The sequence below is a fragment of the Vagococcus hydrophili genome (genome assembly GCF_011304195.1).
In the GTDB taxonomy this organism is placed as follows: Bacteria; Bacillota; Bacilli; order Lactobacillales; family Vagococcaceae; genus Vagococcus; species Vagococcus hydrophili.
This window is the reverse complement of record NZ_CP049887.1, coordinates 1,015,146-1,034,618: the sequence shown is the minus strand read 5'-3', so window position 1 is coordinate 1,034,618 and position 19,473 is coordinate 1,015,146. Positions and strand designations below refer to the sequence as shown.

At 35.0% G+C, this 19,473-nt stretch carries 17 protein-coding genes, 1 pseudogene and 1 riboswitch; of the genes and pseudogenes, 13 read left to right on the top strand and 5 right to left on the bottom strand.

From position 1 onward, the window contains the following. Positions 1-112: 112 nt before the first annotated feature. The 9 genes from G7082_RS05000 (at position 113) to deoD (ending at position 9,862) form a co-directional block, all read left to right on the top strand. Positions 113-1,414 carry a pyrimidine-nucleoside phosphorylase gene (locus tag G7082_RS05000; RefSeq protein ID WP_166034098.1) on the top strand — a complete coding sequence of 434 codons (1,302 nt, stop codon included), beginning with the start codon at positions 113-115 and terminating at the stop codon, positions 1,412-1,414. A 487-nt stretch (positions 1,415-1,901) separates the two neighbouring features. Further along, complete coding sequence (locus G7082_RS04995; RefSeq protein WP_166034097.1) at positions 1,902-2,303, top strand: cytidine deaminase; 402 nt, start codon at positions 1,902-1,904, stop codon at positions 2,301-2,303. Between the two features lie 47 nt (positions 2,304-2,350). Continuing rightward, complete coding sequence (locus tag G7082_RS04990) at positions 2,351-3,412, top strand: BMP family lipoprotein (RefSeq protein ID WP_166034096.1); 1,062 nt, start codon at positions 2,351-2,353, stop codon at positions 3,410-3,412. 76 nt (positions 3,413-3,488) lie between these two features. Beyond that, positions 3,489-5,030: an ABC transporter ATP-binding protein gene (locus G7082_RS04985; RefSeq protein WP_420825019.1), complete on the top strand. Its 1,542-nt coding sequence runs from the start codon at positions 3,489-3,491 to the stop codon at positions 5,028-5,030. Positions 5,031-5,033: 3 nt separating this feature from the next. After that, positions 5,034-6,110: an ABC transporter permease gene (locus tag G7082_RS04980; protein WP_338064238.1), complete on the top strand. Its 1,077-nt coding sequence runs from the start codon at positions 5,034-5,036 to the stop codon at positions 6,108-6,110. Between the two features lie 3 nt (positions 6,111-6,113). Beyond that, complete coding sequence (locus G7082_RS04975) at positions 6,114-7,067, top strand: ABC transporter permease (protein WP_166034095.1); 954 nt, start codon at positions 6,114-6,116, stop codon at positions 7,065-7,067. Positions 7,068-7,139: 72 nt separating this feature from the next. Next, on the top strand, positions 7,140-8,312 hold the full coding sequence (deoB, locus tag G7082_RS04970; RefSeq protein ID WP_166034094.1) for a phosphopentomutase: 1,173 nt from the start codon (positions 7,140-7,142) through the stop codon (positions 8,310-8,312). Positions 8,313-8,325: 13 nt separating this feature from the next. Beyond that, on the top strand, positions 8,326-9,141 hold the full coding sequence (locus G7082_RS04965) for a purine-nucleoside phosphorylase (protein ID WP_166034093.1): 816 nt from the start codon (positions 8,326-8,328) through the stop codon (positions 9,139-9,141). Between the two features lie 13 nt (positions 9,142-9,154). Next, positions 9,155-9,862 (top strand): purine-nucleoside phosphorylase, encoded by a 708-nt coding sequence (gene deoD / locus G7082_RS04960; RefSeq protein ID WP_166034092.1) that lies wholly within the window; start codon positions 9,155-9,157, stop codon positions 9,860-9,862. A 195-nt stretch (positions 9,863-10,057) separates the two neighbouring features. On the opposite strand, the gene G7082_RS04955 is transcribed toward deoD, so the two are convergent. Continuing rightward, the gene (locus tag G7082_RS04955) at positions 10,058-10,813 is read right to left on the bottom strand and encodes a MerR family transcriptional regulator (RefSeq protein ID WP_166034091.1); all 756 of its coding nucleotides are present in this window, start codon (positions 10,811-10,813) and stop codon (positions 10,058-10,060) included. A gap of 295 nt (positions 10,814-11,108) precedes the next feature. Here G7082_RS04955 and G7082_RS04950 point away from each other — a divergent pair. Both G7082_RS04950 and G7082_RS04945 read left to right on the top strand, forming a co-directional pair. Then, positions 11,109-11,684, top strand: a pseudogene (locus G7082_RS04950) (helix-turn-helix domain-containing protein); the annotation flags it as partial. 124 nt (positions 11,685-11,808) lie between these two features. Further along, on the top strand, positions 11,809-12,192 hold the full coding sequence (locus G7082_RS04945) for a DUF3139 domain-containing protein (protein WP_166034089.1): 384 nt from the start codon (positions 11,809-11,811) through the stop codon (positions 12,190-12,192). A 59-nt stretch (positions 12,193-12,251) separates the two neighbouring features. Here G7082_RS04945 and G7082_RS04940 read toward each other — a convergent pair whose 3' ends face one another. From G7082_RS04940 to G7082_RS04930, 3 genes are all read right to left on the bottom strand, one after another. Continuing rightward, complete coding sequence (locus tag G7082_RS04940; RefSeq protein ID WP_166034088.1) at positions 12,252-12,758, bottom strand: ClbS/DfsB family four-helix bundle protein; 507 nt, start codon at positions 12,756-12,758, stop codon at positions 12,252-12,254. Beyond that, a complete protein-coding gene (locus G7082_RS04935) occupies positions 12,758-13,579 on the bottom strand; it encodes a MerR family transcriptional regulator (RefSeq protein WP_166034087.1) in 822 nt (273 codons plus the stop codon). The genes G7082_RS04940 and G7082_RS04935 overlap by 1 nt, the downstream gene beginning before the upstream one ends. A gap of 583 nt (positions 13,580-14,162) precedes the next feature. Then, on the bottom strand, positions 14,163-14,921 hold the full coding sequence (locus G7082_RS04930; protein WP_166034086.1) for a hypothetical protein: 759 nt from the start codon (positions 14,919-14,921) through the stop codon (positions 14,163-14,165). Positions 14,922-15,022: 101 nt separating this feature from the next. Beyond that, positions 15,023-15,108, top strand: a riboswitch (SMK box riboswitch). Between G7082_RS04930 and metK the strand changes: the two genes are divergently transcribed. Both metK and G7082_RS04920 read left to right on the top strand, forming a co-directional pair. Further along, positions 15,106-16,293: a methionine adenosyltransferase gene (gene metK / locus G7082_RS04925; protein WP_166034085.1), complete on the top strand. Its 1,188-nt coding sequence runs from the start codon at positions 15,106-15,108 to the stop codon at positions 16,291-16,293. (Overlaps the previous riboswitch by 3 nt.) Before the next feature lie 132 nt (positions 16,294-16,425). Further along, positions 16,426-17,832 (top strand): MDR family MFS transporter, encoded by a 1,407-nt coding sequence (locus G7082_RS04920; RefSeq protein ID WP_166036023.1) that lies wholly within the window; start codon positions 16,426-16,428, stop codon positions 17,830-17,832. Between the two features lie 51 nt (positions 17,833-17,883). Here the strand turns inward: G7082_RS04920 and G7082_RS04915 are convergent, their stop codons facing one another. Further along, complete coding sequence (locus G7082_RS04915; protein ID WP_166034084.1) at positions 17,884-19,158, bottom strand: helix-turn-helix domain-containing protein; 1,275 nt, start codon at positions 19,156-19,158, stop codon at positions 17,884-17,886. Positions 19,159-19,473 lie beyond the last annotated feature (315 nt).

The following is a 19,473-nucleotide window of genomic DNA, read 5'->3' as shown; positions in this document are numbered from 1 at the left end:
TTTTTAATTTGTAAGCGCTGTTAATTCATAACTACGAGAAGTAAAACGGTTTACTTTTTATTTTTACTCTTACGTAAATCGTTTTACTAAAAAAGAAGTGAGGTATTTATTCATGAGAATGGTCGATTTGATCCAGAAAAAAAGAGACGGTGGAACACTTTCAGAAGAAGAAATCAAGTTCATCGTTACAGGTTACACATCAGGAGATGTTACTGATTACCAAATGAGTGCGTTCTTGATGTCAGTTTATTTTAAAGATATGACAGATGAAGAGATTACATGTTTAACAATGGCAATGAGCCAATCAGGAGATGTGATTGATTTATCAGAAATCAACGGAGTTAAAGTTGATAAACATTCTACAGGTGGTGTGGGTGACACAACAACGATTGTTTTAGCACCTTTAGTTGCATCAGTTGGAGCAGCCGTAGCCAAAATGAGTGGCCGTGGTTTAGGTCACACAGGTGGAACAATTGATAAATTGGAAGCCATCCCAGGATTTGAAGTAGAAATACCAAATGATGATTTTATTCGTTTAGTTAATGAAAGCTATGTAGCAGTAACAGGTCAGTCAGGAGATTTAGCACCAGCAGATAAGAAAATTTATGCCTTAAGAGATGTAACCGCAACCGTGGATTCAATTCCATTAATTGCCAGCTCAATTATGAGTAAAAAAATTGCTTCAGGAGCAGATGCCATCGTATTAGACGTTACAACTGGTGACGGAGCTTTCATGAAGAGTATTGAAGACGCTGAGCGCTTAGCTCATACAATGGTTCGTATTGGTAGCTTGGCTAACCGTCAAACAATGGCGATCATTTCTGATATGTCTCAACCTTTAGGAAATGCTATTGGAAACGCTAACGAAATTAAAGAAGCCATTGATTCATTAAATGGAAATGGACCAGAAGACTTAATGGAAATGGTTTACGTTTTAGGTAGTCAAATGGTTGTTTTAGCTAAAAAAGCTGACACATTAGAAGAAGCGCGTAAAATGCTTGAAGCAAGTATTGCTGATGGTCGTGCTACAGCTAAATTTAAAGAGATGATTAGAAATCAAGGTGGAGATGACAGCATCGTTGATCACCCTGAAAAATTACCTCAAGCCAAATATGTGATTGAAGTCCCAGCAAAAAAATCTGGTGTTGTTTCTAAAATGGTAGCTGATCAGATTGGTATCGCTGCAATGTTATTAGGTGCAGGTCGTCGTACCAAAGAAGAATCAATCGATTACGCTGTTGGCTTATACTTAAACAAAAAAGTGGGAGACGCTGTTCAAGAAGGCGAATCTTTAGTGACAATTTATGCGAATCGTGAAGAAGTGGAAGATGTGAAGAAAGTGCTTTACGAAAACATTGAAATTGGAAAAGATGGAGTGGAACCAACTTTAATTCATAAAGTAATTACCGAATAATAAAAAAAATTATTTCACTAATGTTCACAAAAAAAGTCGAAAGGGCTGTTGAAAAAATGCCCCAAAAATAGTATCTTTATTTTTGGGTTAGTAAATAGATTAAGGTCTTTTTTACCTAATTTAAGCTAAAAGATTCATTTTTATAGAATAATATCCGTTTTTTTAATGTTAATAAATAGATAATCTCTATAAAAAAGAATTAACCCAGATTTATCTTTATTTTTACTGTTTATTATGTAAAAAAATGGTAAAATTGAAGAGGCTTTAATTAAGTGAAAGGAGGCTAATATTCGTTAGGATTTTTTCTTAACATCCTGAAGGCTAATTAAGTTCAGAATTGTTATTTTCTAACTTAGTCATTTGTTTGCTACTTAGACTTTGTGAATAATTAAAATGAAATTGAGCTAAAAGGTATAGTTAAACTGTTTTACCAACTTTAAGTAAGCAATGTTATTAAAAATTGATACAAAGAGAGGAAGCTCGTTTTATGTTAGCAAAACAAGAGTGGCTTGCTACAGCACTTGATGCTATGGATAAAGCTTATGTGCCTTATTCAAAATTCCCAGTGGGAGCAGCATTAATTACTGAAACAGGTGAGGTTTTTCAAGGATGTAATATTGAAAATGCATCGTTTGGGTTAACCAACTGTGCTGAAAGAACTGCCTTTTTTAAAGCAGTCTCTGAAGGTAACGTCTCATTTAGTCATTTAGTTATTGCAGGAGATACAGAAGAACCAATATCTCCATGTGGTGCTTGTCGCCAGGTAATGGTTGAGTTTTGTGGACCAGAGATGCCAGTGACACTGATCAACAAAAAAGGTGATGTGAAGGAAACAACTGTTTCTAAGCTTTTACCTTATTCATTTGAAAGTGATCAAATGAATCATTAATCAAGGTGTTTAAAAATTTTATATAAAATTCTGGAGGGAATAACACAATGAAGAAAAGCACATTATTAAAAACAGGTTTAGCATTAGCACTTACGTTAACACTTACAGCTTGTGGTGGAAACGCTAAGAAAGATGATGCAAAAAAAGATGGCGGTAAAGATTCAGGTAACCACTCAGCAGCTTTAGTTACTGACGTTGGTGGGGTAGATGATAAATCATTTAACCAATCAGCTTGGGAAGGTTTACAAGAATGGGGTAAAGATAACAAAAAAGAAAAAGGTAAAGATGGCTTTAACTACTATCAATCAACATCAGATGCAGACTTCTTACCTAACTTAAACCAAGCAATCAACGATGGTTTCAAAACTATCTTTGGTATTGGATTTAAATTACAACCAGCCATTGAAGAAATCGCTGGAAGCAAAAAAGACAATCACTTTGTAATTATCGATTCAGTTGTAGAAGGTAAAGATAATGTAGCATCAGTTGTCTTCAAAGATAACGAAGCTGCTTACTTAGCTGGTATTGCTGCTGCTAAAACAACTAAAACTAAAAAAGTTGGTTTTGTTGGTGGACAAGAAGGAGAAGTTATCGGACGTTTCCAAGCTGGATTTGAAGCTGGTGTTAAATCAGTAGATCCAGAAATCAAAGTTGACTCTCAATATGCAGGTTCATTTGGGGATGCTGCTAAAGGTAAATCAATCGCTGCTGCAATGTACAAATCAGGCGCTGACGTAATCTTCCACGCTGCTGGAGATACTGGTAACGGTGTATTCTCAGAAGCTCGTGACATCATGAAGAGCAAACCAAAAGATCCAGTTTGGGTAATCGGAGTTGACCGTGACCAAGAAGAAGAAGGTAAATATGATGGCGGAAACGTAACATTAACTTCAACTCTTAAAGGTGTAGGTACAGTTGTTAAAGATATCGCTACAAAAGCTGGCGAAGACAAATTCCCTGGTGGCGAAACATTAGTTTACGGACTTAAAGACGGTGGTGTTGACTTAACTAAAGGTCAATTAACTGAAGACGTACAAAAAGCTGTAGATGCTGCTAAAACAGAAATCAAAGATGGTAAAGTTGAAGTTCCTGAAAAACCAGGTAAATAATCAACATTAAAAAGTACAAAAAGTGAGTTACTAAAAGTTCAAAGTATTTATCCGAAATAGTTAGGAAGTGAAGAAAGTGAATGAGTCACAATACGTGATCGAGATGAAAAATATTACAAAAGCTTTTGGAACGTTTAAAGCCAACGATAATATTAATTTAAAAGTAAAAAAAGGTGAGATTCACGCGTTACTAGGTGAAAATGGTGCTGGTAAGTCAACATTGATGAACATCTTGTCTGGGTTATTAGAACCTACTTCAGGCTCTATTGATATCAATGGAAAAGAAGAAAAAATCGCCAATCCCACTGTTGCTAATAAACTGGGAATTGGAATGGTCCATCAACATTTTATGTTGATTGATAATTTCACAGTTGAAGAAAATATTATTCTAGGTAGCGAACCAACAAAAGCTGGCGTAGCTATTGATAAGAAAAAGGCTTTTGATGATATCATGGCTGTTTCGGATAAATATGGATTTAAGATTAACCCTAATGAATTAGTAGGTAACATTTCTGTTGGGATGCAACAACGTGTAGAAATCTTAAAAACTCTTTATCGTGGGGCAGAGATTTTAATCTTCGATGAGCCAACAGCCGTATTAACACCTCAAGAAATTGATGAGTTAATCGAAATTATGCATGGTTTAGTTAAAGAAGGAAAATCAATTGTTTTAATCACTCATAAATTAGATGAAATTAAAGCAGTAGCTGACCAATGTACGGTTATCCGTCGTGGTAAGAGTATTGATACAGTAACAGTTGCAGATGTTTCTCAACAAGAATTAGCTGATTTGATGGTAGGTCGTTCGGTGTCATTTAAGACACCGAAAGGACCATCAAATCCAACAGAGCCTGTTTTAAAAATTAATGACTTAGTTGTTAAAGAAAATAGAGGCTTGGATGCAGTGAAGGGCTTAGATTTAGAAGTTCGTGCTGGTGAAGTTGTGGGGATTGCAGGGATTGATGGTAATGGTCAAAGTGAATTACTTCAAGCAATTGCAGGGATGCGTAAAGTGGAGTCAGGTTCAATCATTATTAATGGTCAAGACATGACAAACAAACGCCCTCGTGAAATTACTGAAAACAGTATGGGACATGTGCCAGAAGATAGACATCGTTTTGGTTTAGTCTTACCAATGACACTATCTGAAAACATTGCTTTACAAACGTACTATAAAGAACCACTAAGTAAAAACGGATTATTAAATTATAAAGAAATTAATTCCCATGCAAGAAAATTGATCGAAGAATTCGACGTGAGAACGCCAAACGAATTGGTTCCAGCAGCAGCTTTATCTGGTGGTAACCAACAAAAGGCAATTATCGCAAGAGAAATTAATCGTGATCCAGATTTATTAATGGTTTCACAACCAACTCGTGGGTTGGATGTTGGAGCGATTGAATATATTCACAAACGCTTAATCGAGCAACGTGATAATGGTAAAGGTGTATTAGTAGTCAGCTTTGAGTTAGATGAAATTTTAAACGTATCAGATCGTATTGCCGTAATGTTTGAAGGTAATATTACTGGTATCGTGAACGCTTCTGAAACTAACGAGCAAGAATTAGGATTATTAATGGCCGGTGTGCCACTTGAGGAAGTAAGGAAAGGGCTGTAGCTAGTGAATAAGCAAGATTCAACAATTAAAAATTTAGCGGTGCCTGTTCTTTCTGTAGTATTCGGACTTTTGTTAGGTGCAATTATTATGTTAGCATTCGGGTATAACCCGATTGCAGGTTACAGCGCAATGTTAAACGGTGCTTTAGGTAGTACGTATAATATTGGTGAAGTTATTCGTTTAGCAACACCATTAATCTTAACTGGTTTAGGATTTGCAGTGGCTAACACAGCTGGTTTCTTCAATATCGGTTTGTCAGGGCAAGCATTATCTGGTTGGATTGTTTCAATCTGGTTAGCCATGTTATTCCCAGATTTACCAAAAGCTATTTTAGTTCCTTTATGTGTTATTGCAGGAACATTAGCTGGAGCTTTATGGGCAGGTATTGCAGGATTCTTGAAAGCACAATTTGGAACAAGTGAAGTTATCGTTACAATCATGTTAAACTATACAATTTTACATATTAGTAATCATTTAGTACGTAACGTCTTTACAAATGACGCAGATACAACAGCACAAATTAGTCAAAACGCTAGTTTAAGAGCTGATTTCTTAACTCAAATGACAGGTGGATCTCGTTTAAACATGGGTATCTTCTTAGCAATCTTGATGATTTTTGTTGTATGGGTGTTAATGAATCGTACAACAGTTGGTTTTGAATTACGTTCAGTAGGGTTAAACCCTGACGCTTCTGAATATGCTGGAATGAACGCTAAGAAAAACATCGTATTAGCGATGTTAATCTCTGGTGGTTTAGCTGGTATGGGTGGCGTGGTTGAAGGTTTAGGAACATTCCAAAACCTATACGTATTAGGTTCAGTACCAACCATCGGATTTGACGGTATGGCTGTATCACTTCTTGGTGGTGGTAGCCCAATCGGAATCCTAGTTTCAGCATTATTATTCGGTATTTTAAAAATCGGTGGACTTAGTATGCCAGGTAGTGCCGGTGTACCAAATGAAATCGTGGAAATCGTTATCGCATCAATCATCTTCTTCGTAGGTATCAGCTATGCTATCCGTTACTTACTAGATAAAGCAACACCTAAAAAACAAGAGATTAAGAAAGGAGATGCGTAAGACATGGTATCAATGTTAGCAATTATTGTCTCATCTGCATTAGTATATTCAGCTCCTTTAATCTTTACTGCTTTAGGAGGAACTTTTTCTGAGAGAAGTGGTGTCGTAAACGTTGGTTTGGAAGGGATTATGACAGTTGGTGCTTTTAGTGCCACAATCTTTAACCTTTACTCAGCAAGTACTTTTGGCTCAATGACGCCTTGGATTTCGATGTTATTCGGTGGTTTAGTGGGAATTCTATTCTCACTGATTCACGCTGTGGCAACGATCAACCTGCGTGCCGATCACATTGTCAGTGGTACTGTTATTAACTTAATGGCACCAGGACTTACAGTATTCTTAACAAAAATGTTATTTGATGGTCATGGACAAACAGACATGATCAAACAAACTTTTGGTAAATTTAGTTTTCCATTATTAGAAAAAATTCCAGTTCTTGGACCTATCTTCTTTAAAGATACATCAGCGCCAGCTTATGTAGCGATTTTAGTAGCGATTTTAGCTTACTTTATCATCTTTAAAACAAAATTTGGTTTAAGATTACGTGCTGTTGGTGAAAACCCACAAGCAGCAGATACTTTAGGTATCAACGTTTATGGCATGAAATATGCTGGTGTTTTAATCTCTGGTTTCTTAGGTGGTATGGGGGGAGCAGTAGCTGTTCAATCAATCTCTGGACAGTTCTCACTTTCAACAATCGCAGGCCAAGGGTTTATCTCAATGGCAGCAATGATCTTTGGTAAATGGAACCCAATTAGCGTTATGTTTGCAGCGATTTTCTTTGGATTATCTCAAAGTTTAGCTGTTATCGGAAACTTAATTCCAGGTATTAAAGAATTACCTGCTGTTTACTTACAAGCAGCACCATACGTATTAACAGTACTTGTACTAGTAATATTTATTGGTAAATCACAAGGACCAAAAGCTATTGGTAAAACTTATGTGAAATCAAAATAATTACGAACGTGCCAGGGAACCTCTTTGGCACGTTTTCTATAAATAAAATTTTTTGGAAGAAGGCAGATCTATATGTTTAAAAGAGTTCATTTAGTAGTACTTGATTCAGTAGGTATTGGAGAAGCACCAGATGCTGAAAAATTTGGTGATTTAGGAAGTCACACATTAGGTCACATTGCAGAAGTTGCTGGTTTAACTATTCCTAACATGGAAAATTTAGGCTTAGGAACAATTGAACCTCTTAAAGGCGTGAAGGCAGTTGAAGATCACAAAGGCTATGCAACAAAATTAGAAGAAATTTCTGTTGGTAAAGATACAATGACAGGTCACTGGGAAATCATGGGCTTAAACATACAAACGCCATTCAGAGTATTTCCAGAAGGATTCCCTCAAGAATTATTAGATAAAATCACTGAATTTTCAGGTCGCGGTGTTATTATGGGTGCAAACAAACCATACAGTGGTACTAAAGTAATTGATGATTTCGGTGAAGAACAAATGAAAACAGGGGATTTGATTATTTATACATCAGCTGACCCAGTACTTCAAATTGCCGCTCACGAAGATATTATTCCTTTAGAAGAATTATACAAAATTTGTGAGTTCACTCGTGAATACACTAAAAATGACCCATACATGATTGGTCGTATTATTGCTCGTCCTTACGTTGGTGAACCTGGTAACTTTACACGTACACCAAATCGTCATGACTATGCCTTAGATCCATTTGGAAAAACTGTTTTAGATTCATTAAAAGAAGCTGGTAAAGATGTGATCGCTGTTGGTAAAATCAACGATATCTTTAACGGTCAAGGAATGACTGACTCAGTTCGTACGAAATCTAACATGGATGGCGTGGATAAATTACTCGACGTAATGAAAGAAGACTTTACTGGTTTAAGTTTCACTAACTTAGTTGACTTCGATGCACTATTTGGTCACCGTCGCGATGTTAAAGGATACGGTAATGCTTTAGAAGAGTTTGATGCTCGCTTACCTGAAATCTACGACGCAATGGGTGAAGATGATTTATTATTAATCACTGCCGACCATGGTAACGATCCAACCTTCCCAGGAACAGATCATACAAGAGAATATGTGCCATTACTTGCTTACAGCAAAAACATGACTGGTTCTGGTTCAATTAAACAAGGATTCTACGCTGACATTTCAGCAACAATCGCTGAAAACTTTGGCGTGAAACAAACAGAAAACGGAACAAGCTTTTTAGATCAATTAAAATAAGGGGTTACTGACAATGACATTAAATACAAAATTACAAGAAACGGCAAAATATATCCAAGACAAAGGTGTTAGCTCAATCGATTTCGGTTTGATTTTAGGATCAGGCTTAGGTGAATTAGCAGACGAAATTACTGATAAAGTAGTCATTCCTTACGAAGAAATTCCAAACTTCCCAGTTTCAACGGTGGTTGGACATGCTGGTCAATTAGTTTACGGAACATTATCTGGTAAAAAAGTATTAGCAATGCAAGGACGTTTCCACTATTATGAAGGTCACTCAATGCAAACAGTTACTTTCCCAGTACGTGTGATGAAAGCTTTAGGAGCCGATTCATTAGTTGTAACAAACGCTGCTGGTGGCGTGAATACATCATTTGCACCTGGTGATTTAATGTTAATCACAGATCAAATCAACTACACTGGTGATAATCCATTAATGGGCTTAAACGAAGATGACTTAGGACCTCGCTTCCCAGATATGTCAGAAGCTTACGACAAAGCTTACGGCGAAGTGACTAAAAAAGTGGCATCTGAACTTAAAATCAGATTACAACAAGGGGTTTACATGGGCTACTCAGGTCCTACTTACGAAACACCTGCTGAAATCAGAATGTCACGTGTTTTAGGTGCTGATGCAGTTGGTATGTCAACTGTTCCAGAAGTAATCGTTGCTAACCACATGTCAATGCGTGTCTTAGGTATCACTTGTGTAACTAACTTAGCCGCTGGTATGCAAGCTAACTTAAATCATGCAGAAGTAGTAGAAACAACTGAACGCGTGAAAGCTGACTTTAAAGAGTTAGTAAAAATTACTTTAGAAAGAATTTAAGGAGACAGATAAAATGAGTGTACATATTGGCGCTAAAAAAGGCGAAATTGCAGATAAAATTTTATTACCGGGTGATCCTTTAAGAGCAAAATACATTGCCGAAAAATTCTTAGACAATCCTGTTTGTTACAACGAAGTTCGCGGTATGCTTGGGTATACTGGAACTTATAAAGGAGTAAAAGTATCGGTTCAAGGAACTGGTATGGGAATTCCTTCAGCATCAATTTACACGAATGAATTAATCCGTGAATACGATGTGAAAAAATTAATTCGCGTGGGTACATGTGGCGCAATTAAAAAGGATGTTAACGTTCGTGACTTAGTCCTTGCTCAAGGTGTTGTGACGAATTCAGCCTTCATGAAAGCTGATTTCCCAAATCATACATTTTCACCAATTGCTGATTATGATTTATTATCAACAGCTCATGTTATTGGGAAAGAACATAATTTTAATATTCATGTTGGAAATGTTTTATCTGATGATAGTTTCTACAAAGATGATTTATCAGATACCTTTAAATTAGGTGAACATGGCGTGTTAGCTGTTGAAATGGAAGCAGCCGTGATTTATTACTTAGCTGCTAAATACGGTGTTCAAGCATTAGCTTTAATGACCGTTAGTGATCACTTAGTAACAGGTGAGGAAACAACCTCAGAAGAACGTCAATCAACATTCGACGAAATGATGATTGTAGGATTAGAAACATTAATTAAAGAATAGGGTAGTGAAAAAGGCGTTCAGCTCTGAGTAACTGGAGGTAAATCAAACCAATCCGCTTTTTGGATTGAGTTGATTTATTGAAGTTACCGATGAGTTGCCTTTTGAACTCCGACTAAAATAGGGTAGTGAAAAGGCGTTCAGCTCTGAGTAACTATTGAAAAAAGAAGCTTACCGAAATTCGGCAAGCTTCTTTTTTCATGCATATATTTTGATGGCTTCTGTTAACCAGTGAGTTGCCTCATTTCCTACTTGGTCATTGTAATATGCAGTAAAACGTTCATCGGCTAAGTACATTTCGGCTAGTCCAATATGGGCTTCTTTTGAATAAGTTTCCCAAGTGTAAGATAACCACGCTTTGTGTTTTTCAAAAACAGTTTTAGCACTGTTTGAATGAATATCTTTTGTTTCAACTAGTTCTTTTAAAGCTATAAATAAATCTTTTTCGGCTTGGTTCATTTTTTCAAAATCAGCTTTACTTAAATTTTGCCACTGCTTATTAGAAGATTCAATTGTATCTTTGCCGTATTTTTCTCTGATTTCTTTTCCGTAAATTGCTTCGTTGTGAGCTAGTTTTTCTTGTTTAAATGCTTCAAATTTGTCTTTATCTGACATGTTAATTTCTCCTTTATGATAACGTAATGTTTTTTCAATCGTCAGAAGGAGGTGATTGATTTGTTCCTTTTTCTTAGTGAGTTCTTGGTATTGATCTTCCAGTGCACGTGAAAAATTAAAATCAGTTTCGTCTAAACTTAGCTTAATGATTTCTAGCTTCATATCTAGTGAACGGTAAAATAAAATTTGTTGCAAACGGTCGACCTCTGCTTGCCCATAAATTCGGTAACCAGATGAATTAATTCGGGCAGGTTTGAGTAAACTAATTTCATCGTAGTAACGTAAAGTTCTTGTGCTGACACCGGACAATTCAGCTAGTTTTTTAATGGTATATTCCATAGTTATTCCTCCTGACACATTTATCATATAGGTTGACGTAACGTGAAGGTCAACAGGTTAAGTATAACTTTTTTTAAATTGAGAGTCATCAGTGTGTTAAACTAATATTAGATCAAAAAACATACTTTAATTATTTTTTTAGGAATGTCAGTGTTACTAACATCCTTGATATAATAGGATGTGTGAGTATAGCGCTAGTAATAGGACTCAATAAATGATGAAATAAAAGCAGGAGGGATATGTCATGGCTATTGGAAATTTAATCAAAGAAAAACGATAATCACTTAATTTTACTCAGGAAGATTTGGCACAAAAATTAAGTGTCTCTCGTTCAACTATTTCTAATTGGGAGACAGAACGCAATTATCCAGATATTAAGATGATTGTTACAATTTCTGATACGTTAGATATTTCTCTGGATCAATTATTGAGAGGAGAAACAGAGATGTTAGAAGCGTTTGCTGAAGACACACAAGTCAGAAAAAAATTAAGCAAAAAAATTAAAGTATTGTACTGTGTTTTAGGAGTCGTTTTGCTAGTAGGAGTTGGGGGATTCTATCAAACTAAAAAAATACAACCAATTACTAACTCAGAACAGATAAAAGCAATTGAAATGGTGGATGGAAAAGTACAAATCGATACTAATTTACCTTTCTACCGAAGTGTTACTAGTTACATGATGAATCCAAGTTTTCGCGATAAGGATATTATTGAGATTTATTTGGATAGTAGCATTGATTGGACTTTTAAAAATGAGAAAACAGTCAAAATTGATGTGAATGAGTGGGAAGAATCAAAGAATGTAAGAGAATTTCTTGTGATGGGAGCAGATGGAGAACCTTTATCAGGAGCAAATTTTTCCAAGAAATAGGAATTCTAAATGTTGATATAAGTGGAATGCTCGCTCTGGTTGACATCATGTAAACTAATGGTTGCTTACAAAAAATATAAAAGAATGAGATAGTTACTTCATAAAATAAGAAAGAAGGTGAGTCATGAATAAAAAACTGATCGTAGTGACTGTTATTATCATATTCATTTTTTCAGCTTACATAATAGTAAAAAAAAGATATGAATATGAGTTGAAAAATGCTTTGTATGCTCATGCTCTAAGTATTGGAATATCAGAAGATAAGATACGAAAAACAGAGTTAAACTACTTTGCTAAATTCAATGGTTATGAGTATAGTGTTTATTTGAAAGATATGGATGATGATTTATATTTCAACATATATTATTCTCTGCCGTTTAGTCCAATTAAAACTTATCTGACAGGTTTAATTGAGAGTAAAGAGTTTGATGATGGAGTATACACTGAAGGTTCTATCGAAGGCATTGAAAGTGAGAACGGTCGAAGCTTGTTAAAGAAAGCTAAATAATTTATATATAACAAAATCTCTCTAAAGTATCAGGTGACTTTTAGGGGGATTTTAGATTACTATTTCAAACTTCTCTTATACTTCCGAATCGTCTTAAGTGCCCAATCATAATGAGAGGCTGTCGCTGAGACACCGTAGCTGCCTAAACTAGTTGTGCCTGTCCAGTTATAGTATTTTTTCGTAAACAATTCTTCATCAGAATACTTTTTAATCATATCTAAGCAGTTGTTGTGACTTGTTTCAAGCATATTTTTAGCATTCTCAAGAGACGTATTTTGATGTTTCTCCCAAAATTTAATGTTCATCTCGCCGTAGTTTTTCCAGTTGTAAGGCACAGGTAAGAATGGCACGATTGCTTCTTGTTGATTATTGTTAACAAAATCTAAAAAGAGCTGGTGCCATTCATATAAATGAACCAAACAATCACGAATTTGACGATCTCGTCCTTCAAAAGGAAAAATCGCAACTTGCTCTTCTTCACTTAGAGAGTCAATTAAAGTCATTAACTTTTGATAATTTTCCTCACCTTGCAATAATAATTCTTCTTTATTTTTCGCTCTAGCCATTATATTTCCTCCTTAGTTTTAACCACCAAACAAGCTTCTGTCAGCCAATTATCTGGATTTGGGTCTTGGGCAGCTGTCACGTGATAAATATTAATCATGGGACCTGCAATTTCTAATTGATTGACTTCAATCCAGCGACCAAGAGCTTCCATAATAAGCGGCATTTGTTCAAATGAGCCTTGGAAAGTCGTTGAAGCAACAGTGATTTTAGGAACCTGTTTAAAAGTGACTGTCGCCGTATCTTGGTAAACACCTATGACACTACTTTGAATTTCTAAATCAATGTTTTCTTCCTCATACGCTTCATTATGATAAAGTGTTAGACCGAGTGGAGGTTCAGAGAAAGAGACATTTTGGGCTAAATATTCTTCGTACAATTCTTGCCATAATCCTTGTTCTTCTTGGTAGTCAGAAACAGTTCTTCTCAAACTCATGATTTGTCTTTCAGGTAATTCTTTTAACACCACGTTATAATTTAAATAATCATTATTAGTGGTAATCATGTCAGATACTGTTTCAAGTAGACTTTGTTGATAACTGACTTTTTCTAGCTGCTCATTCAGATAGTCTTTCTGAAGTTCAAAATACGTTTCTAAGGTTTTTGTTTTAGGATTGTCTAAAATTTCTTTAATCATTCTTAAAGAGAATCCCATCTCCTGTAAACTTTTAATTTGGTTCACACGAGGGAGTTGTTCTGCTGAGTATTCTCGGTAATTATTGTTCTCTGAAGAACGAGAGACAGTGATTAAGCCTAAATCCTCATAGTGGCGTAGCATTCTGACACTGGTATTGGCTAATTTTGAAAAATGACTGATTTTCATTATAATAACCTCCTCTTTTTCTAAAGTATAAAGGCTGACAGTGTGTGAAGCTCAAGTGATAAATTAATACTCAGGAGATAAATTTTTTCTCCAGTTACTTGGAGCTAAACGTGATTTTCACCACTCTGAGTAGTCCGGGTTCAACTGGCAACTCCTACGACAACTTCAAACATAAAAATTAATCGGAAAAAGCGCCGATTATTTTTTATGTTCTCCAGTTGCTTGGAGCTAAACGCCACTTTCACCACTCTGAGTAGTCCGGGTTCAAATCCCAGCTCCTGCGGCAACTTCAAAAATAAAAATTAATCGGAAAAAGCGCCGATTACTTTTCATTTTCTCCAGTTGCTTGGAGCTAAACGTGATTTTCACCACTCTTTGTTATAAATATTTCATCAAAAATAGGGCAATTAAAATTCCGATACCTAATGAAACAGTACGGTAGATATATTCTTTTTTCGGGTTGCGATTTGGATCCATGATTAGAGTCACTCCTTTTCCTTTGTGTTAACTACTATTAGTATACTTCTTTTTAGAGGCAAAATAAAAAGAAGTTGGCATCATAGTGAGCCAACTTCCTATTAATTTAGAAGTAGTAAATAAACAAACTAACAAGAGCAAATAAATTCAAGATTAACTCTTTTTTCTTAGCATTCTTTGATTTAATAAAGAAGTAAAGGGCGCCCAGATTACAGGCAACAAAGATAATTAATTTTATAAGAATGGTTTCTTGGTTCATGTACTGGGTGATGAGTAAGTAGTAAAGTAAACCTAATGACAGTAAGGCAAGAACGAAAAACCAAGACTGTCTTGATAAAAATGAATACATTCCCTGAGTCAAAATAGTAATGAAGAGAATCAAACTAAAGGCAAAAATAAAGGGTTTGATCAAATCAAAATTATAATTAAAAGGATAATTAATTGTTAGTAATTGATTAAAGACAATTCCTTTAAAGAATGCATTAAGTAAGGAGTAAAAAATCGAATCAATGTAAAAGAATTGTTTAGAAAAAATCAATAACTGGAATAATTCATAAGCCAGTAAAATTAAAGCAAATTGGTACGCTGTTTGTTTAGAAATCATAAAAATCAAAGAACAAGAAATAATTAATTTCACACCGTAAACAGGAATCGAAATAAAGGTTCCCTTTTTATAGGAAGCTTTCCCGATGAGATGGAAAAAATCACTTAGTAACAAGTACAAAACCATGTACGTTAAAATCGCTGGGCCCCGACTACTGTCTCTTAAAAAAAGGACACCTGGTAATAAGGAGATGGTGGTTTGTAAAAGTGTGACGATGATGATAAAGGGTAAGGCAAGTAAGCCTGATTTTGTTTTATTCAATAGTCTAACCTCATTTTATTATCGTATGATATTACTTTATGGCATGAAGGGGGAAAGGTCAACATTTAAGTAGGTAAAAAAAGTAATATCTGTTATACTAGCAATGTTGCAGGATTCCCGATAGGATTTGCACAGAAAAAGTGTAAATATTCCTTGTAACCGAGAAAATAGAGGGGGAATATAAATGTTAGAAAAAAAATTATTTACGTCAGAATCAGTGTCAGAGGGACATCCAGATAAGATCGCCGATCAAATCAGTGATGCCATTTTAGATGCGATTCTAGCAAAAGATCCAAATGCCCGTGTGGCGTGTGAAACTTCAGTAACGACAGGACTTGTCCTTGTTTTTGGTGAAATTACGACAACAGCTTACGTGGACATTCAAAAAGTAGTTCGTGAGACAATCAAAGGGATTGGTTACACACGTGCTAAGTACGGCTTTGACGGAGACACATGTGCGGTCATGGTAGCTATTGATGAGCAATCACCAGATATCGCTCAAGGTGTGGATGCTTCTTTAGAAAAAAGAGAAAGCAGTCATGAAGCAGAGGATTTAGGAGCAGGAGATCAAGGGTTGATGTTTGGTTATGCCAATAACGAAACACCAGAATTTATGCCACTTCCAATTGCTTTAAGTCACCGAATCACAGAAAAATTAGCAGAATTACGTAAAAACGATACGTTAACGTATTTAAGACCAGATGCGAAATCTCAAGTAACGGTTGAGTATGATGTTGACGGTAAACCAACTCGTGTGGATACAATTGTAGTCAGTACCCAACACGATGAAGAAGTCACTTTAGAAACGATTATCAAAGATATCAAAGAACTGGTGATAGCAAAAGTTATCCCAAGTGAATTAATAGACGAAGAAACGAAATATTTCATTAATCCAACAGGTCGATTTGTTATTGGTGGTCCTCAAGGGGACTCAGGTTTAACAGGTCGTAAGATTATTGTTGATACATACGGTGGTTACGCAAGACACGGTGGTGGTGCCTTTTCAGGAAAAGACGCAACCAAAGTGGACCGCTCAGCAAGTTATGCCGCTCGCTACATTGCCAAAAACATTGTGGCAGCAAAATTAGCTGACAAGTGTGAAGTTCAATTGGCTTATGCCATTGGGGTAGCCCAACCGGTATCAATTTCTGTTGAAACTTTTGGAACAGGTACAGTCTCTGAATCAGCTTTAATCGAAGCGATTCGCGAGAACTTTAACTTGTCTCCAGTAGGAATTATTGAGATGCTTGATTTAAGACGTCCGATTTATCAAAAAACAGCTGCTTACGGTCATTTTGGTCGTGAAGATGCTGATTTTACATGGGAAAAATTAGATAAAGTCTCAGCATTGAAAACAAGTTTAGGTATGTAAAAGGAAACCTTTGTTAGAGCGTATGAATGCCTAGCGAAGGTTTTTTTATTTTGTATAGGGGGAGATTAGGTGACAAAGAAAAGGGAAACAAATGTGAAGGTCATTACGGCCTGTTTATTTATCGCAACATTTATGACAGCAGTGGAAGGAACGATTGTCTCAACAGCGATGCCAACCATTGTAGGCTCATTAAAAGGTATTTCAATCATGAATTGGGTGTTCTCAATTTATTTATTAACCAATGCCATGATGACACCAATTTACGGTAAGTTAGCTGATAAGATCGGTAGAAAGCCTATTTATTTAGTGGGAATTTTAATTTTTATGATTGGTTCAGCATTATCAGGTATGAGTCAAAATATGATTCAGTTGATTATTTTTAGAGCCATTCAAGGAATTGGGGCAGGGTCAATTGTTCCTGTGTCATTAACGATTATTGCGGATATTTATCCTGTTGAAAAAAGAGCGAGTATTTTGGGGCTTAACAGTGCGGCTTGGGGTATTGCTAGTATTGTCGGACCTTTAGCAGGTGGTTTTATTGTGGATGCGTTAAGTTGGCATTGGATTTTCTTAATCAATGTGCCAATTGGCATTGTGTTGATGATTCTTGTTTGGATCTATTTAATAGAAGAAAAACGAGAAGTAGAAAAAGCACCAGTGGATTATTTAGGTAGTTTTTGTTTAGTGATTATTCTATTGTCACTGCTTTACGGCTTCCAAACACTGAGTGAAGGTTTCAGTATAACAACAATTATTTCTTTTGGATTATTTATTCTTGGTTTGATTGCTTTTGTGAAGGTGGAGAAAAAAGCGGTGGATCCAATTATCACCCTTGATTTATTTAAGAATAAAACCTATGTCATTGTTAACTTAGTAGCAGCCCTTATCAGTGGTTTTTTAATGGGTGTTGAAGTTTATATTCCTATGTGGATGCAAGGTGTTCTAGGTAAGTCAGCGGCTTTAGGTGGGATTGTCTTAGCACCTATGTCAGTGATTTGGATGTTTGGTTCCTTTGCCGGTGGTCGCGTGATGCAGAAATGGTCAGCTAAAAAAGCTATTTTTGTCAGTATGTTACCTATTTTAGTTGGCGCACTCTTTTTAGGGTTTGCTCAACTGGAGACAGCGTATAGTATTTTCTTTATCTTTTCAGCTATTTTAGGGGTTGGTTTTGGGATGACCATGACCATTTTAACTGTTTTAGCTCAAACATCTGTGGACGAAGAACATACTGGCGTTGCAACCTCATTCTTTACTCTATCCAGAACAATTGGTCAAACGATTATGATTTCAGTTTTTGGTCTTGTTTTAAATGCCTCAATGAACCAGGGATTAGCGGATAAAAAAGAATTAGGTGTGACCAAAAATATGATGAATCAACTGATTAATCCTCATACCGTTTCTGATTTACCAAAACATTTGGTAAGTGATTTAAGAGAAATTTTGTATAACAATTTGCATCAAGTTTATATTGTAGGAATTGTTTTAATGGTTCTTGCTTTTATATTGAACTACTTCCAAGATAATAAAGAAGGTTTATAGAAAAAAAGTATGAGATACCTCTAGTTTTGACTAGGTATATCTCATACTTTTTTATTGAGCAATTTTTAGTTCTTTTCGTAGTTTATAATATTGTTTTTCAGTTAAGTAATCATTAACAAACAAAACAGGAGCGTCACAAGGCAGTTTTGTGGTAGAAATAATCAAATCTGTTGGTTGGTAGTCATAATTATTAAAGAATGACTTATCTACCACTTTAATAGATAAAGGGGCATCAAGGAAAGCTCGAGTGATAGAATAAGCTAAAAATTCCCCGTGATTGCCACCTAAATCACTACAGACAATTAAATTTTTATTGTATTTTTCATCAATAATCAAATGACAATTCGTTAAAATTAAATAAAAAAGATAGTCAAAATGGTACTCAACATTCATTCCTAGACGTTCTAAACTGTGATGAATGGCTTTTTTCAGTTTATCAAAGATATGCGGGTTTTGACTCGCAAAAGTATCTACAAATGACGTATAACGATTATAAATCATATATTGAGGTAAAGTGAATAAAGATTCTCTCTTTTTACAGTAAGAAAAAATACTGTTTAGCGTTTCATGATCTTTTGGCGTAATAATCGCCCACTTGGAAACTGTTTGAACAAAGTGATTGATGACTTGATGAAAGTTTTCGCCAATCGTAATTTCGTTATAGATTTCGACAAAATGATCAAACGTTGGTCCTTTTTCTAAGTCTTTAGAATGGATAAGATACCAAACTAAATATAGAAAATGTTGTTCTTCTTCTAAAGCATAAGAATAATGAGCTGAAAAATAGTCAAATTGACTAGATAATTTAAGTTTAGAAATTTGAAGTGCGTATATTTCCTCCAAGTATTTAACGACAAAAAAGACAATTTCAAATTCAACTTCATTATTTGAGGTCAAGCCATAGGTTTTATTTTTATTGGTGATGGCAAGCCCCCACTCTTTAAGAAAAGGCTTTAATTTTTTCATACTACGATAAAGTGTTGATGGGCTGACATATAGTTTTTCTGCGTAATAAAAAATATTTTGATAGGGATGTAAAAATATTTCTTTAAGTAACTGGACTTCTAAGCTCCCTGAAATAATCTCTCGAACAATTTGGTTAATGTTTCCATTGGAAGTTGTTTTTAAAATAACGGTTTGTTCTTTGTTAATTGAGATATCAATTAATTCCGACCAATTATTAGTAAAAAAAGATAGATCATTTAAAACAGTTGATTTTGAACATTCTAGTAAATTTGCTAAATTTGAAATTGTTGTGTCGTTATTATTCTCTAAAAAATTAAGTAATGAAATAAGTCGTTGCTCTTTTGTATTTAAAATAGCCATATTTTCCCCTCTTTCGTCTTCCCCAAAAAATAGCTAATTAACAATGGATATTTAAGTACTTATTATACCATCTAATTGTAACAATCGATTATGAATATTTTATTTGTTAAGTGTAACTTATTTTGAGGGATAAGATAAGAGATTTCAAAAAAAATATTTCAAAAAATGATCTTTATAAACTAAAAATGTTTATTAGGTTTTTTTTGTATGTAATTATAAACTTTATTAGTAATAAAAAAGAATTTTATTTTTCATTTCAGTTATTTAATTGTTTTTAAGTCACTAAAAACGCTATCATTTGTGAGAGATAATTAT